Annotated in this window: 18 protein-coding genes and 1 pseudogene; 8 read left to right on the top strand and 11 right to left on the bottom strand. The window is 68.2% G+C overall.

Translation table 11 applies throughout. The features are described 5' to 3' along the window. Nucleotides 1-72 precede the first annotated feature (72 nt). On the top strand, nucleotides 73-765 hold the full coding sequence (locus tag PK606_RS07170; protein WP_324562207.1) for a phosphoribosyltransferase family protein: 693 nt from the start codon (nucleotides 73-75) through the stop codon (nucleotides 763-765). Between the two features lie 20 nt (nucleotides 766-785). After that, nucleotides 786-1,253 carry a tRNA (cytidine(34)-2'-O)-methyltransferase gene (locus PK606_RS07165; RefSeq protein WP_324562204.1) on the top strand — a complete coding sequence of 156 codons (468 nt, stop codon included), beginning with the start codon at nucleotides 786-788 and terminating at the stop codon, nucleotides 1,251-1,253. A 42-nt stretch (nucleotides 1,254-1,295) separates the two neighbouring features. On the opposite strand, the gene PK606_RS07160 is transcribed toward PK606_RS07165, so the two are convergent. The 4 genes from PK606_RS07160 to PK606_RS07145 all read right to left on the bottom strand — a co-directional run bounded on the left by PK606_RS07160 (nucleotide 1,296) and on the right by PK606_RS07145 (nucleotide 4,112). Further along, the gene (locus PK606_RS07160) at nucleotides 1,296-1,748 is read right to left on the bottom strand and encodes a MaoC family dehydratase (RefSeq protein WP_324562202.1); all 453 of its coding nucleotides are present in this window, start codon (nucleotides 1,746-1,748) and stop codon (nucleotides 1,296-1,298) included. Nucleotides 1,749-1,842: 94 nt separating this feature from the next. Continuing rightward, a complete protein-coding gene (locus PK606_RS07155; protein ID WP_324562199.1) occupies nucleotides 1,843-2,460 on the bottom strand; it encodes a nucleotide-binding protein in 618 nt (205 codons plus the stop codon). A gap of 67 nt (nucleotides 2,461-2,527) precedes the next feature. Continuing rightward, a complete protein-coding gene (locus tag PK606_RS07150) occupies nucleotides 2,528-3,283 on the bottom strand; it encodes a sulfite exporter TauE/SafE family protein (RefSeq protein ID WP_324562197.1) in 756 nt (251 codons plus the stop codon). A gap of 244 nt (nucleotides 3,284-3,527) precedes the next feature. Then, entirely contained in the window at nucleotides 3,528-4,112 is a 585-nt protein-coding gene (locus PK606_RS07145; RefSeq protein WP_324562195.1) for a malonic semialdehyde reductase, read from the bottom strand. An 80-nt stretch (nucleotides 4,113-4,192) separates the two neighbouring features. Here PK606_RS07145 and PK606_RS07140 point away from each other — a divergent pair, with 80 nt between their 5' ends. After that, nucleotides 4,193-4,834, top strand: a complete 642-nt coding sequence (locus tag PK606_RS07140; protein ID WP_324562193.1) for a trimeric intracellular cation channel family protein — start codon at nucleotides 4,193-4,195, stop codon at nucleotides 4,832-4,834. 21 nt (nucleotides 4,835-4,855) lie between these two features. On the opposite strand, the gene PK606_RS07135 is transcribed toward PK606_RS07140, so the two are convergent. The 5 genes from PK606_RS07135 to PK606_RS07115 form a co-directional block, all read right to left on the bottom strand. Continuing rightward, nucleotides 4,856-5,854 carry a Bug family tripartite tricarboxylate transporter substrate binding protein gene (locus PK606_RS07135; RefSeq protein WP_324562191.1) on the bottom strand — a complete coding sequence of 333 codons (999 nt, stop codon included), beginning with the start codon at nucleotides 5,852-5,854 and terminating at the stop codon, nucleotides 4,856-4,858. Nucleotides 5,855-5,942: 88 nt separating this feature from the next. Beyond that, nucleotides 5,943-6,656, bottom strand: a complete 714-nt coding sequence (locus PK606_RS07130; RefSeq protein ID WP_324562189.1) for an SDR family oxidoreductase — start codon at nucleotides 6,654-6,656, stop codon at nucleotides 5,943-5,945. Beyond that, nucleotides 6,656-7,858, bottom strand: a complete 1,203-nt coding sequence (gene pcaF, locus PK606_RS07125; protein WP_324562188.1) for a 3-oxoadipyl-CoA thiolase — start codon at nucleotides 7,856-7,858, stop codon at nucleotides 6,656-6,658. Before pcaF ends, PK606_RS07130 begins: the two co-directional genes overlap by 1 nt. 49 nt (nucleotides 7,859-7,907) lie before the next feature. Then, nucleotides 7,908-8,552, bottom strand: a complete 645-nt coding sequence (locus PK606_RS07120) for a 3-oxoacid CoA-transferase subunit B (RefSeq protein WP_324562186.1) — start codon at nucleotides 8,550-8,552, stop codon at nucleotides 7,908-7,910. Between the two features lie 25 nt (nucleotides 8,553-8,577). Then, nucleotides 8,578-9,294: a 3-oxoacid CoA-transferase subunit A gene (locus PK606_RS07115; protein WP_324562184.1), complete on the bottom strand. Its 717-nt coding sequence runs from the start codon at nucleotides 9,292-9,294 to the stop codon at nucleotides 8,578-8,580. 178 nt (nucleotides 9,295-9,472) lie between these two features. On the opposite strand from PK606_RS07115, the gene PK606_RS07110 reads away from it, so the two are divergent. Beyond that, nucleotides 9,473-10,276 (top strand): IclR family transcriptional regulator, encoded by an 804-nt coding sequence (locus tag PK606_RS07110; protein ID WP_324562182.1) that lies wholly within the window; start codon nucleotides 9,473-9,475, stop codon nucleotides 10,274-10,276. Between the two features lie 51 nt (nucleotides 10,277-10,327). Here PK606_RS07110 and PK606_RS07105 read toward each other — a convergent pair whose 3' ends face one another. After that, the gene (locus PK606_RS07105) at nucleotides 10,328-11,269 is read right to left on the bottom strand and encodes a 3-hydroxyacyl-CoA dehydrogenase NAD-binding domain-containing protein (protein ID WP_324562179.1); all 942 of its coding nucleotides are present in this window, start codon (nucleotides 11,267-11,269) and stop codon (nucleotides 10,328-10,330) included. A gap of 62 nt (nucleotides 11,270-11,331) precedes the next feature. Between PK606_RS07105 and PK606_RS07100 the strand changes: the two genes are divergently transcribed. Further along, nucleotides 11,332-11,766, top strand: coding sequence for a DUF1841 family protein (locus PK606_RS07100; protein WP_324562177.1), 435 nt, complete (start codon nucleotides 11,332-11,334; stop codon nucleotides 11,764-11,766). 75 nt (nucleotides 11,767-11,841) lie between these two features. Here PK606_RS07100 and PK606_RS07095 read toward each other — a convergent pair whose 3' ends face one another. Beyond that, entirely contained in the window at nucleotides 11,842-12,507 is a 666-nt protein-coding gene (locus PK606_RS07095) for a c-type cytochrome (protein ID WP_324562175.1), read from the bottom strand. A 107-nt stretch (nucleotides 12,508-12,614) separates the two neighbouring features. Here PK606_RS07095 and PK606_RS07090 point away from each other — a divergent pair, with 107 nt between their 5' ends. The 3 genes and pseudogenes from PK606_RS07090 to PK606_RS07080 form a co-directional block, all read left to right on the top strand. Next, nucleotides 12,615-13,457, top strand: a complete 843-nt coding sequence (locus tag PK606_RS07090) for an AAA family ATPase (protein WP_324562174.1) — start codon at nucleotides 12,615-12,617, stop codon at nucleotides 13,455-13,457. 32 nt (nucleotides 13,458-13,489) lie between these two features. Next, nucleotides 13,490-14,110: a GNAT family N-acetyltransferase gene (locus PK606_RS07085; RefSeq protein ID WP_324562172.1), complete on the top strand. Its 621-nt coding sequence runs from the start codon at nucleotides 13,490-13,492 to the stop codon at nucleotides 14,108-14,110. A 4-nt stretch (nucleotides 14,111-14,114) separates the two neighbouring features. Further along, nucleotides 14,115-14,810: pseudogene (locus PK606_RS07080) on the top strand (hypothetical protein); the annotation flags it as partial.

Raw genomic sequence — 14,810 nt, 5'->3', positions numbered from 1 at the left:
GGGCTTGAGGCACCGGCAGTATATTGAGACACATCGTCCGCACGCGTGTTGCGGGATTGCCGACCTGCCCCGATGTTGCGACTGCAGCCGCTCCGTGCCTGGCCGAGCCAGTGCCTGATCTGCCATGCGTGGCCGGCACGCAGCCTGTGCCCGCGCTGCGTGGGACGGTTCGTGCAGGCGCGCCCGCGCTGCGAGAGTTGCGCGCTGCCGGTGCCCGCCGGCGTGACGCGCTGCGGCGCCTGCCTGCGTGAACCGCCCGCTTTCGATCATTGCCTGGTGGCGGTGGCCTACGCGTGGCCGTGGACGCGCTGCCTGGCGCAGTTCAAGTTCCAGCAGGATCCGGGCCTGGCGGCAGCGCTGGCTGAACTGCTGGCCGCCGCGCCCGGCGTGGCTGACGCGCTGGCGCAGGCGGACCTGGTGTTGCCCCTGCCCCTGTCGGCCCAGCGCCTGCACGAGCGCGGCTACAACCCGGCGCAGCTGCTGGCCGAGCGGCTGGCCCCGGACCGCATCCGCCACGATCTGCTGCGGCGCGTGCGCCACAGTGCGCCGCAACGCGATCTTCCGCGTGTCGAACGGCTGCGCAACGTGCGCGGCGCCTTCGCGGTCGATGCCGCCCGCGCGTCGGCGCTGCAGGAGCGCCGCGTGCTGCTGGTCGACGACGTGATGACCACCGGCGCCAGCCTGGGCGAAGCCGCGCGAGCCCTGCGCGCTGCCGGCGCCGCGCACATCACCGCCGTGGCCTTCGCGCGCACCGATCCCGCCTGACCACTCGCCCAATCGCCGCCATGTTCCACATCGTCCTGGTCGAACCCGAGATTCCACCCAATACCGGCAACGTGATTCGGCTGGCCGCCAACAGCGGCTGCGCGCTGCACCTGATCGAGCCGCTCGGCTTCTCGATGGACGACAAGCACATGCGCCGTGCCGGACTGGACTACCACGAGTACGCCGAGGTGCGGCGCCATGCTGGCTGGGATGACTTCCTACGCTGCTGCGCGCCCGACGCTGAGCGCCTGTTCGCGCTCACCACGCGCGCCACGCGCCTGGTTCACGAGTTGCGGTTCCAGCCCGGCGACTGGCTGGTGTTCGGCGCCGAGACGCGCGGCCTGTCCGCCGAATTGCGCGCGCGCATCCCGGCGGCGCAGCAACTGCGCCTGCCGATGCGTGCCGGTCAGCGCAGCCTGAACCTGTCGAACGCGGTGGCCGTGACGGTGTTCGAGGCCTGGCGGCAGATCGGCTTCGCCGGCGCCTGAGCCTGAACCCGAGCCCTGTGCAGCCTGGAGCCGGCGCCGGGTTCAGACGTAATAGCGCGACAGCGGCTCGGCCACGCAGACCGGCTTGTCCGAACCCTCGCGCTCGATGGTGGCGCGCCAGGCCACCTGCATGCCACCCTCGATCGGCGTCGTGTCCAGCAGTTCGACGCGCACGCGCAGACGGCTGCCCTCCGGCACCGGCGACATGAAGCGCACCTTGTTGGAGCCATAGTTGACGCCCATGCGCACCTCCTTGACCTTGATCGAGCGGCTGAAGAAGCCCGCCAGCAGGGACAGCGTGAGGTAGCCGTGCGCGATGGTGCTGCCGAACGGGCCCGCCTTGGCGCGCTCGGCATCGACGTGGATCCACTGGTGGTCGCCGGTGGCCTCGGCGAACTGGTCGATGTGCTGCTGCGTCACCTGGTGCCAGTCGGTGACGGTGATTTCCTGGCCGGCGCAGGCCGCCAGATCGGCGAGGGTGTCGAAGGTTCTCATGGAAGCGTTGCTAAGAGGTTGAGCGTTGAGCGGGTTGGGAACATCGGGGTTGGGAATTTCACGCTCGACGCCGGGCGCCGAACGCTGAACCTCTTCAATGGCCGAGCCAGCGGCAGATGCCCTGCCACTGCTCGAGGTCGCGCGCCACGCGGCCGGGCGCGACGTCGAACACGGTCAGTCCGCGCGCCGCCAGGTGCACGTAGTTCTGCGTCGGCCGCAGCATGCCCAGCACCGGCAGGCCGAGACCGCCCACGAACTGCTGCAGCTGGTCGGCGGCAATGGTGCGCTCGTCGACCCGCATGCCGACAATGCCGATATCGCGCTTGCCGGCGCCCTTGGTCTCGACCAACTGGTCGATGAATTCGCGCGTGGCGTAGATGTCGAAGATGCTCGGCTGCACCGGCACCAGCACCTTGTCGGCCAGCCGGATCACGTTCTTGAAGCGCCCGCCATGCAGGCCGGCCGGCGTGTCCAGCACCACGTGGGTGGTGCCCTTGGGTGGCCGCACGATGGCGTCGCGCTGCACGTCCCAGCTGGCGATCGGTGACACGGCCGGTGGCCGCAGGCTGAGCCACAGGCGCGAGGACTGCTGCCGGTCGACGTCGCCCAGCATGACCGCCCGCCCCTGGCTGGCCCAGTAGCCGGCCACGTTGGTGGCCAGCGTCGACTTGCCGACCCCGCCCTTGGGATTCGCGATCACCACCACCGGCATGACGTCGTCCTCTTCGCGTGCTGTTGGAGCAGACTATGTTAGCGGCTGCGCATGACCGGCCTCGCTGTCAGGCCACGGCATCCCACAGCAGCTTGACACCGGTCAGCAGCATGCCCAGGTAGACGAAGCGATAGAACAGCTGCTGGTCGATGCGCCGCGCGATGCGCACGCCGATCCACACGCCCAGCGGCGCCAGCGGCAACAGCACCAGCGAAGTCGCCAGGTTGCGCCAGTCGAGCAGGCCCAGCCAGGCATAGGGCAGCCACTTGGCCAGGTTGATGACGAAGAAGAAGAACGCCATGGTGCCGGTGAACACGACCGGCGTGAGCCGGAGCGGGATCACGTAGGCATTGATCGGCGGCCCGCCCGCATGGGCGACGAAGCTGGTGAAGCCCGAGGTGGCGGTCAGCAGCGCACCGACCCAGCGGGGCGCCGAAGCACCATCGACACGCGGCGGAAACAGCAGCCGCTGCGCCAGGAACAGCAGCGTGAACACGCCGACGATGCCGGCGACCCAGCGCGCCTCCAGCAGCCGGAACGACAGCGTGCCGATGACGATGCCCAGCAGCCCCCAGGGCAGCATGAAGCGCAGCAGCGCGCGATCGAAGTCCCTGCGGAACGCCGCGATGCCGAGCAGATCCATCACCAGCAGCACCGGCATCAGGATCGCCGCCGCCTGCGGCACCGTCACCGCCATCGCCATCATCGGTACCGCCAGCGAGCCGAAGCCGGCGCCGAAACCGCTCTTGCTGATGCCAAGCAGCAGCACCGCCGGCACGGCGACGGCGTAGAAAGCCCAGTCGGTGATGAACGGCAGGGTCAAGGGATTCAGCCTAGAAACGGTAGTTGGATGCGCCCGAGCGTGCCGTGATGGGCGCGTCAGGCAAGGCGCGCAGACGACGCAGGCTCGTGCCTGCGAGGACAAGCAACGCCGCATGGCGTGGCCAGCGCGGTGCGATCGGGTGCATAGCGCGCTCACCTAACCGGTGAGCGTGATCGAAGCAGTGAAAGTCAGTGCCCATGCGGGTTAGCCGAAGATGGCAAGCGGTCAACTGCCGCTTCTAGGCTCATGCCAGCGTGCAGGCCTGCTCGAACGCTAGGCGCGGGTTGCGCGGGAACAGCTTGGCATCGTCGCCGTGGCCCAGGTTGAGCAGGAAGTTGGCCTGCCAGCGCCCGTCGGGGAAGAAGGCGGCGTTCAGCCTGGCCATGTCGAAGCCGCTCATCGGCCCGCAGTCGAGGCCCAGCGCGCGCGCCGCAATGATCAGCCAGGCGCCGCCGAGCGTGCCGTTGCGCTGCGCGGTGGCCTGCGCCAGCGCGGCGTTGCCGGCGAACATCTCGCGCGCGCCCTCGCCGTGCCAGACCTGCGGCATGTGCTCGTGGAACTGCGTGTCCACGGCGACGATGGCGGTCACCGGGGCGGTCTGGGTCTTGTCGACGTTGCCGGGCAACAGGCATTCGCGCAGGCGCGCCCTGCCCTCGGGCGAGCGCACGAACACGTAGCGCGCCGGCTGGCTGTTCATCGAGGTCGGGCCGAAGGCGGCCAGTTCGTACACCTGCCACAGCAGTTCATCGGAGACGGGCTGGTCGGTGAAGCCGTTGGCGGTGCGGGCGTCGCGGAAGACCTGGTCGATGGCCTGGCTGCCGAGGGTCATGGTGGGTGGCTGGGTGAAATTTCGAAAGTCGGCACTTTAGCTGGCTGGGCGCAACGGACTCGGGCTCGATAATCCGCCGCATGTACGACTTCTCGACCTGGGGGCCGACACTGCGCTACGTGGTGGAGGTGATCGGCACGCTGGCCTTCGCGCTGTCGGGCATCCTGGCCGGCGCGCGCAATCACATGGACATCTTCGGCATCTCGGTGCTCGGCTTTCTGGCCGCGTTCGGCGGCGGCACCCTGCGCGACGTGCTGCTGGACCGGCGCCCGTTCTTCTGGGTTGCTGAGGTCGAAATGCTGTGGCTGGTGATCGGTCTGTGCGTGCTGGCGCTGGTGCTGCTGCGGCTGGGCCGGCTGCACGTGGGCGACAAGGCGATCCAGTGGGCCGACGCGCTCGGTCTGGGCCTGTTCGTCGCCAGCGGCGTGCAGGCCGCGCTGGTGGCGCAGCTGCCGGTGGTGGTGGCGGTGATGATGGGCGTGGTCACTGGCGTGTTCGGCGGCGTGATGCGCGACATTGCCTGCAACGAGATGCCCACCGCCTTCGCCGACCACCGCCCCTACGCCGTCTGCGGCATCCTGGGCGGCTGGGCCTACATCCTGGGCGACTGGCTCGGTTGGGCCGGCTGGTTGGTGGCGCTGTTCAGCATCGCCAGCACCACCGGCTCACGCCTGCTGGCGCTCAAGTTCGACTGGCGCCTGCCGGACTGGCGCAACGGCTGAGCCGGGTGGCACCGCGTCGGATCAGTCGACCGTGGCGCCCGACTGCTTGACCACCGGGCCCCACTTGGCAGCCTCGGCCTTGATGAAGTCCTCGAACTCGGCCGGCTTCTCGGGATGGGCCACGGCGCCCTGCTCGGCCTTCTGCTTGACGACCTCCGGCTTGGCCAGAATCTTCACCACGGCCGCGCTCAGCTTGGTCAGCACGTCGGCGGGCACGCCCCGGTTGGTGAACAGGCCGAACCACGAGGTGGCGTTGTAGCCGGGCACACCGGCTTCGGCGATGGTCGGCACATCCGGCAGCTCGGGATAGCGCTTGTCGGTAGTGACCGCGAGCGCGCGCAGCTTGCCGGCCTTGACGTGCTGGAAGGCCGAGGGCATGTTGTCGAACATGATGTCGGTCTGGCCACCCAGCAGGTCGGCAACGGCCGGCGCGCTACCCTTGTAGGGCACGTGCACCATGTCCACCTTGGCCAGGGCCTTAAACAGCTCACCCGACAGGTGGATCGAGGAACCACTGCCCGACGAGGCGAAGTTGATCTTGCCCGGATTCTTCTGCGCGAACTCGATCAGTTCTTTCACCGTCTTGTACGGCCGCGACGGATGCGCCACCAACAGGTTGGGCACCATGGCCACGCGCGTGATCGGCTGGAAATCATCCAGCGGCTTGTAGGGCAGCTTCTTGTACAGCGCCTCGTTGATGGCATGCGTGCCCACCGTGCCCATGAACAGCGTGTAGCCATCGGCCTTGGCGCGGGCAGCGTGCTGCGCACCGATGTTGCCGCCGGCACCGGCCTTGTTGTCGATCACCACCGGCTGGCCCAGTTCACCCTCGAGCGCCTTGCCGACGATGCGCGCCAGGATGTCAGTGGTGCCGCCAGCCGAGAACGGTACGACCATGGTGATGGGCTTGGAGGGGTAGGCCTGCGCCAGTGCGGCGCCGGGCAGTACTGCGGCCAGGGCCAGCGCACCGGCGCCTGCGATCAGGCGGCGGCGCGGGAAGGAAGCGGAAAACTGATTCATGTCGGTCTCAATAAGAAAGTGTCACGCCGCTGCTGCGGCGTAATGGAAAAACGCCGGTTCGCTGCACGGCCGGCGAACGTAGGAAATATCAGACGCCGGCCACGCCGACGGTCATGCCGCCACACACGTACAGCACCTGCCCGGTGACAAAGCCGCTGCGCGCGTCGAGCAGGAAGGCCACCGCGTGGGCCACGTCGTCCGGCGTGCCCACGCGCTTGACCGGCACCGCATCGATGATGGCCTGCGTGCGCGGCGCACCGGGCGGGTTGGCCCGGTCGAACAGCTCGGTGCGGATCGGGCCGGGGCCGATCGCGTTGGCGGTGATACCGTGCGCGCCCAACTCCAGTGCCCACACACGCGTCATGCCGATCAGCCCCGCCTTGGTGGCGCTGTAGGCAGTGCGCAATTGCTTGCCCAGTGCGGCGCGCGAGGACATGTTGACGATGCGCCCGAAGCCCGCCGCCTTCATGCCCGGCAGCAGCGCCTGCATGCACTGGAAGGCACAGCGCAGGTTGAGCGACAGGGCCAGCTCGAACTCAGGCAAGCTCTGGTGCTCGGCGTCATTGGGGACCACCACGCCGACGTTGTTGACAAGGCGTGTGATCGGGCCGCCGGCCAGCGCCTGCTGCAGCGCACCCGCGGTTTGATCGACGCTGGACAGGTCGGCGACGATACCGCCGCCACGGGCCGTCTGCACGCGGTCGATCACCACGGGTTCCCAGCCCTCGGCGTGGCAGCGTTCGGCGGTGGCGGCACCAATGCCGCTGGCACCACCGGTGATCAAGACGCGCTCAGCCGGCATCAGACCCTTTCCAGGATCAGGGCGATGCCCTGGCCGACGCCGATGCACATGGTGCACAGCGCGTACCTGCCACCGGTGGCATGCAGGCGGTTCACCGCCGTGGTCGCCAGGCGCGCGCCGCTGGCGCCCAGCGGGTGGCCCAGCGCGATGGCGCCGCCCCAGGCGTTGACGCGCTCGTCGTCGTCCTTCAAGCCGAGCAGGCGCAGCACGGCAAGGCCCTGCGCGGCGAAGGCCTCGTTGAGCTCGATGACGTCGATCTGGTCGAGCTTCAGGCCGGTGAGCTGAAGCACCTTCTCGCTTGCCGGCGCCGGGCCGATGCCCATCACGCGCGGCGGCACGCCAGCCACCGCCATGCCGACCACGCGCGCCTTCGGCGTCAGGCCGTACTTGCCGGCGGTCGCTTCGTCCGCCAGCAGCAGCGCGCACGAGCCGTCGTTCACGCCGCTGGCGTTGCCGGCGGTGACGCTACCGTCGGGCTTGACCACGCCCTTGAGCTGGCCGAGCTTTTCCAGGCTGGTTTCGCGCGGATGCTCGTCGGTATCGACCACGACCGGGTCGCCCTTGCGCTGCGGAATCGTCACCGGCGTGATCTCGCGCGCCAGGTGGCCGGCCTTCTGCGCCGCGACCGCCTTGAGCTGGCTGGCCAGCGCCATCCGGTCCTGCGCCTCACGCTCGATCTTGTAATCGACGGCCACGTTCTCGGCTGTCTCCGGCATGGAATCGACGCCGTACTGCGCCTTCATCAGCTTGTTGACGAAGCGCCAGCCGATGGTGGTGTCGTACACGGCGTTGGCGCGGCTGAAGGCGCTTTCCGCCTTGGGCATGACGAAGGGCGCGCGGCTCATGCTCTCGACGCCGCCGGCGATCATCAGCGTCGCTTCCTCGGCCTTGATGGCGCGCGCCGCGCTGCCGACCGCATCCAGGCCCGAGCCGCACAGACGGTTGATGGTGGCACCCGGTACCTCCGGCGGCAGGCCGGCCAGCAGGCTGGCCATGTGGGCGACGTTGCGGTTGTCCTCACCGGCCTGGTTGGCGCAGCCGTAGAGCACGTCGGTGACCGCGGCCCAGTCCACCTTCGGATTGCGCGCCATCAGCGCCTTCAAGGGAATGGCACCCAGGTCGTCGGTGCGCACGCTGCTCAGCGCGCCGCCGTAACGGCCGAAGGGCGTGCGAATGGCGTCGACGATGAAGGCTTGTTTCATGCGGGTCTCCTGGAAAGAAAGTGGGAATCGGGCGAACCTGGGGATCTGCTCATTGTGCGATGGGCTGGCCTACCAGGCGTTGCAGTTCGTCAAATGCCAGCCCATCGACCAGATCGACCAGACGCAGCCCCTGTGGCGTGCATTCGAAGGTCGCCAGGTCGGTGTAGATGCGCTTGACGCAGCCGATCGCCGTCAGCGGGTAGCTGCATTCAGCGACGATCTTGCTGACGCCCTGCTTGGTGAGCAAATCCATCATCACCCAGGTCTGCCGAGCGCCGACCGCCAGGTCCATGGCCCCGCCGACGGCCGGGATGGCGCCAGGCTCGCCGGTACTCCAGTTGGCCAGGTCGCCGGTGGTGGAGATCTGGAACGCGCCCAGCACGCAGACGTCGAGATGGCCGCCGCGCATCATGGCGAAGCTGTCTGCATGGTGGAAGAACGCTCCTCCCGGCAGCAGCGTGACCGGCTGCTTGCCGGCATTGATGAGGTCGTAGTCCTCGTTGCCCGCCGCCGGCGCCGGGCCCATGCCGAGGATGCCGTTCTCGCTGTGCAGGATGATTTCGCGCCCTTCGGGGATGTGGTTGGCCACCAGCGTCGGCTGGCCGATGCCGAGGTTCACGTACGAGCCGTCCGGGATGTCCTGCGCCACGCGCCGGGCCAGTTCGTCCTTGCTTCTTCTTTGGTAGCTGCTCACAGTCGCTCTCCTTGCGGCGGCGGGGTCAGGCCACGGCCTTGAAACCGCCGGCCTGCGTCGCCACGCGCTCCACGCGCAGCAGCTTGCTGACGAAGATGCCGGGCGTGACGATGGCTTCCGGATCGAGCGCGCCCAGCGGCACGATCTCGTGCACGGTCGCCACGGTGTGCCTGGCGGCGGTCGCCATCACCGGGCCGAAGTTGCGCGCCGCCATGCGGTAGCTCAGGTTGCCCCAGCGGTCGCCGCGCTCAGCCTTGATCAGCGCCACGTCGCCATGAATCGGGTACTCCAACACGTAGTCGCGGCCGTCGATGCGGCGCGTTTCCTTCGGGCTGCCGTCGGCATGGCGCGCCAGTTCGGTGCCGAAGCCCGTGGGCGTGAAGAAGGCGCCGATGCCAGCGCCGGCAGCGCGCAGGCGCTCAGCCAGGTTGCCCTGCGGCACCAGTTCGAGCTCGATCTTCCGGCTGCGGTAGAGGGCATCGAACACGTGGCTATCGGCCTGGCGCGGGAAGCTGCAGATGATCTTGCGCACGCGGCCGGTCGCCAGCAGCGCAGCCAGCCCGGTGTCGCCGTTGCCGGCGTTGTTGTTGACCACCGTCAACTCGCGCGCGCCCTGCGCGATCAGGCCGTCGATCAGTTCGTTCGGGATGCCGGCGGTGCCGAAGCCGCCGATCAGCACGGTGGCGCCGTCCTTGACGCCGGCCAGCGCCTCGGCCGCCGAAGCGGCGATCTTGTCGATCATGGGTGTGTCTCCAATAGCACGTCAACCGGCCAAGCCAGCCCTGGCTTGAAACCAGGGTCATCACACAGGTGAGAGCAGCGACTCGGCTACCAAGAAGTTCTCATATAGAACATTTGTTCGTATAATGAATAAATTATAGGGCCTCGCAGCCCGTTTGTGAAGCCACCCATCAACCGCCATGCCAGCATCCAGCAGCCAAAAGCCCACCGATGGCGCGCCGCGCCCGGGTGACAGCTACGTGCAGTCCTTCGCGCGCGGGCTGGAGGTGATCCGTTCCTTCAGCGCTGCGGCGCCGCAGCAGACGCTGTCCGAGGTGGCAGCACGCACCGGTCTCACGCGCGCCGGCGCGCGGCGCATCCTGCTGACGCTGCAGACGCTCGGCTACGTGGACAGCGACGGCAAGCTGTTCCGGCTGACACCGCGCATCCTGGACCTGGGCTTCGCCTACCTGTCCTCGATGCCGATCTGGAACTTGGCCGAACCGGTGATGGAGCAGCTGGCCGAGCAGGTGCAGGAATCGTGCTCCGCCGCCGTGCTCGACGGCACCGACATCGTCTACGTGCTGCGGGTGGCCACGCACAAGATCATGAGCATCAGCCTGGGCGCCGGCTCGCGCCTGCCGGCCTACTGCACCTCGATGGGCCGGGTGCTGCTGGCGGAGCTGCCCGAGGCCGAGGCGCACGCCCGGCTCGAGGCCAGCCCGCGCACCGCCCACACGCGCCACACCGTCACCGACCTGGACACGCTAATGGCGCGCGTGCGCAAGGCGCGCACGCAGGGCTGGGCGCTGGTCGACCAGGAACTGGAAGAAGGCCTGATCTCGGTTGCCGCGCCCATCGTCGACCGCCAGGGGCGCGTGATCGCTGCGCTCAACGTGTCGGGCCAGGCCAACCGCACCAGCGCCCGGGTGATGCAGGGCGAGTTGCTGCCGCCCCTGCTGCAGGCGGCTCGGCGGATCTCGGCGCTGCTGTCGGGGCGCTAGCGGTCGCGCCGGAATCCACTACTCGCCGATCCGAGCCGCGCACGGCCGACTTCAGCGCTCGCGCGCCTGCAGCCAGGCCGCCAGTTCGGCCAGGTCGCGCGCCTTGGCGGCCTGCACGCGCTCGCGCCGCTCGGCCGGCCAGTCGTAGAAGCCCTTGCCCGACTTGGCGCCAAGCTCGCCGCGTCCGACCATGGCCGTCAGCAGCGGCGCTGGCGTGCTGCGGTTTTCCAGCTCGGCGTACAGGTAGCTGGCAATCGCGTGGTGCACGTCGATGCCGTTCAGGTCGCGCTGCTCGAGCGGGCCGGTCAACGCCAGCCGCAGCCCCAGGCTCCAGCGCACCACTTCGTCGATGTCGGCGGCGCTGGCCACGCCCTGCTCCAGCAGCGCGATCGCCTCGCGCGCCAGCGCGTGCTGGATACGGTTGGCGATGAAGCCGGGAATGTCGCGCCGCACCAGCACCGGTCGCTTGCCGGCGCTGCGCAGCACGCGCAGGACGAAATCGACGGTGGCATCTGTCGTTGCATCGCCACGCACCACTTCGACCAGCGGGATGACGTCGGCCGGGGTGAAGAAGTGCGTGCCGACAAAACGCTCCGGTCGGGCCAGCGCCGAGGCAATGGCGTTGATCGACAGTCCCGAGGTGTTGCTGGCCAGCACCGTGCGCGGCGGGCACAACGCGTCCAGTTCGGCGAACAGGCGCTGCTTGAGTTCGAGCCGCTCTGGCACGGCCTCGATCACCAGGTCGACGGCGGCCGCGGCGTCCAGGCTGGTCGCGGATGCGATGCGCGCCCGCGCCAGCGCCGCGTCGGCGACGCCGGCCGCAGTCAGATGGCGCTCGATCGCGGCATCGGCACGCGCCAGCGCACCATCGACCGGATCGATCAGCACGACGCCGAAGCCCCGGCGCGCGAACAGCGCCGCCAGCCCGCTGCCCATGGCACCGGCGCCGACGATGGCGATGCGGGCGGAAGTCGGGGTCTGGATGCTGTTCATGGCGTCATCGGCGGACTGCGGCGCCACGCGCGGCGATGCCGCCGGATGATACGCTTGGCCTCATGTTCGCCCCCTCGCAGGAACAAGTCCGCCGTTTTTTCTGTAGCGCCTGGGCCAAGCAGCAGGCCGGCCAGCCAATGGATGCCATCGAGCAGCTGGCCGCCGGCTGGATCGCCGAGCATCCCGAATGGCACGCCGACTTCGCCGATGCCGAAGCCGCCGTGGCGCGCAACTACGGCGACGGCGCCGTGGGTGCCAACCCGTTCCTGCACCTGTCGATGCACTTGTCGATCAGCGAGCAGTGCAGCATCGACCAGCCGCGCGGCATCCGCCAGGCGGTTGAGTTGCTGACTGCACGCCGTGGCGACCTGCATACAGCGCACCACGAGGTGATGGATTGCCTGGGCCAGATGCTGGCCGATGCGCAGGCCAGCGGCCGGTCGCCGGATAGCGAGGCCTACATCCAGTGCGTGCAGCGGCGCGCCACCCGCGACTGAACGGACGCCGCCTCGAGCGCGGCCACCAGAATGACGAAGGCCCGCGATGGGCGGGCCTTCATCCTGCGCGTGCGCTCAACGGAACCGGGACTGCGGCAGCGTCTTCAGCTCGCCCGGCAGCGAGGCGATGTACTGCGCCATCGCCTTCAGCTCGGCGTTGGAGAATTGCTTGGCCATGCCGGCCATGACCGGGTTGCCACGACCCCAGGTGTGGTTCGTGTTGTCGCGGTAGGAGCGCAGTGCCACGTACAGGTAGTCGGCGTACTGGCCCGCCAGCTTCGGATAGCTCGGGTCGATGCCCTTGGAGAAGTTGTCGCCGTGGCAGGACACGCAGGCGCCCTTCTGCAGCAGCTGCGCGACCTGGGCGGCGGCCTCGCGCGGCGCCGGCAGTTCGGCGGCAGCCTCGGCCTTGCCGTGCTGCGCGTAGTAGGCCGCGACGTCGGCGATGTCCTGGTCGGTCAGCGTGGTGGCGATCCCGCGCATGCTGGGATGCTTGCGGTCGCCCTTGCGGTAGCTGTCGAGCGCCACCTCGATGTACTTGGCGCTCTGGCCCGAGATCTTGGGCACCTTGTAGACCTCGGGGAAGCTCGACTGGTAGCCTATGATGCCGTGGCAGCCAATGCACATGGCCACCTTGCCCTCACCGGCCTTGGCATCGCCAGTGACCTGGGCCTGCACAGGCAGCGAAGCTGCCAACGTGATCGCCAACGCGGCGAACATCGGAGACAAGGTCATTTTCATTTTGCGCGCACAATCCAAAGTTGTTTGATCCAGGTCAGGACTCATTGTAAACAAGCTTGCGCAGCATTCGTTCCCCTGATTAACCCCTTGCCCGCCACCCATCCAACATGAAATTCCAAGGTTCCGAAAACTACGTCGCCACGCAGGATCTGATGCTGGCGGTGAACGCCTCGATCACGCTCAAGCGGCCGCTGCTGGTCAAGGGCGAGCCGGGCACCGGCAAGACCATGCTGGCCGAGGAGGTGGCCGAGGCGCTCAAGCTGCCGCTGCTGCAGTGGCACATCAAGAGCACCACCAAGGCGCAGCAGGGCCTGTACGAGTACGACGCGGTGAGCCGCTTGCGCGACAGCCAGCTCGGCGACGACCGGGTCAAGGACATCCAGAACTACATCGTGCGCGGCGTGCTGTGGCAGGCCTTCACCGCCGAGGAGCCGGTGGCGCTCTTGATCGACGAGATCGACAAGGCCGACATCGAATTCCCCAACGACCTGCTGCGCGAGCTCGACCGCATGGAGTTCCACTGCTACGAGACGCGCGAGACCATCCGGGCCAGGCACCGGCCGCTGGTGTTCATCACCTCCAACAACGAGAAGGAACTGCCCGACGCCTTCCTGCGCCGCTGCTTCTTCCACTACATCAAGTTCCCCGATCCCGACACCATGAAGCGGATCGTCGACGTGCACTTCCCGAATCTGAAGAAGGATCTGCTGTCGGCCGCCATGAAGGTGTTCTACGACGTGCGCGGCCTGCCGGGGCTGAAGAAGAAGCCCTCCACCAGCGAGCTGCTCGACTGGCTCAAGCTGCTGGTGGCCGAGGACATTCCGCTCGAAGCGCTGCAGAGCGCCGACAACAAGGTCAGCGTGCCGCCGCTGGTGGGCGCGCTGCTGAAGAACGAGCAGGACGTGACGCTGTTCGAGAAGCTGGTGTTCATGAACCAGAGGAACCGCTGAAACGCACTTCGCCAGCCCTGCCCGGACACACCATGACCGCGCTGCACGAACCGGTGACGCTGGCCGGAACACACGTCCGGCTTGAGTTGCTCGAACCGCGCCACCAGGGTGACCTGGCCGAAGCCGTGCGCGATGGTGAGTTGTGGAAGCTCTGGTACACCTCGGTGCCCACACCCGAAGGCGTGGCGGCCGAAATCGAACGCCGGCGCGACCTGCATGCCACGGGCAGCATGCTGCCCTTCGCGGTGATCGCGCAGCGCGGCGAGCTGGCCGGCAAGGCCGTGGGCATGACCACCTACATGAACATCGACGCGCTCAACCGGCGCCTGGAGATCGGCTCGACCTGGTACCGCCGGGCAGTGCAGCGCAGCGCGCTCAACACCGAGTGCAAGCGGCTGCTGCTGGCGCGTGCCTTCGAGACGCTGGGCTGCATCGCGGTCGAGTTCCGCACCCACTGGTTCAACCAGGCCAGCCGGCGCGGCATCGAGCGCCTGGGCGCCAAGCTGGACGGCGTGCTGCGCAGCCATGTGGTCAACACGCACCCGGATGCCGCCGGCACGCTGCGCGACACCTGCGTCTACAGCATCGTGGCCGCCGAATGGCCGAGCGTGCGCGCTCATCTGGATTACCAGCTGTCGAGGCCACGGGGGTGAAGCCATGCTGATCGACTTCTTCTACACCCTGCGCGCCGCCAAGCTCCCCGTGTCGGTAAAGGAATTCCTGACCCTGCTGGAAGCGCTGGAAGCCAACGTGGTCGGCCCGAAGCAGCCAGACGCCTGCTCGATCGACGACTTCTACTACCTGGCGCGCACCGCACTGGTCAAGGACGAGAAGCACTTCGACAAGTTCGACCGCGCCTTTGCCGCCTACTTCAAGGGCGTCGAGCAGATCGCCGACTTCCGCAAGGAGATTCCCGCCGACTGGCTGCGCAAGGTGCTCGAGAAGACCCTGAGCCCGGAGGAGAAGGCCACCATCGAGAAGATGGGCTGGGACGAGCTGATGGAAACGCTGAAGAAGCGCCTGGAGGAGCAGAAGGAGCGCCACGAAGGCGGCAGCAAGTGGATCGGCACCGGCGGCACCTCGCCGTTCGGCCACGGCGGCTACAACCCGCAGGGCATCCGCATCGGTGGCAAGGGCGGCAACAAGAGCGCGGTGAAGGTGTGGGACCAGCGCGCCTACCGCGACTACGACGATTCACAGGAACTCGGCACGCGCAACATCAAGGTGGCGCTGCGCCGCCTGCGCAAGTTCGCCCGCACCGGCAACGAGCTGGAGCTGGATCTGCCCGACACCATCAGGAGCACCGCCGCCAACGCCGGCTGGCTCGACATCAAGATGGTGCCCGAGCGCCAC

The organism is Ottowia sp., assembly GCF_035444425.1.
Lineage (GTDB): Bacteria > Pseudomonadota > Gammaproteobacteria > Burkholderiales > Burkholderiaceae_C > Ottowia.
This window is presented reverse-complemented; position numbering and strand designations above follow the sequence as displayed.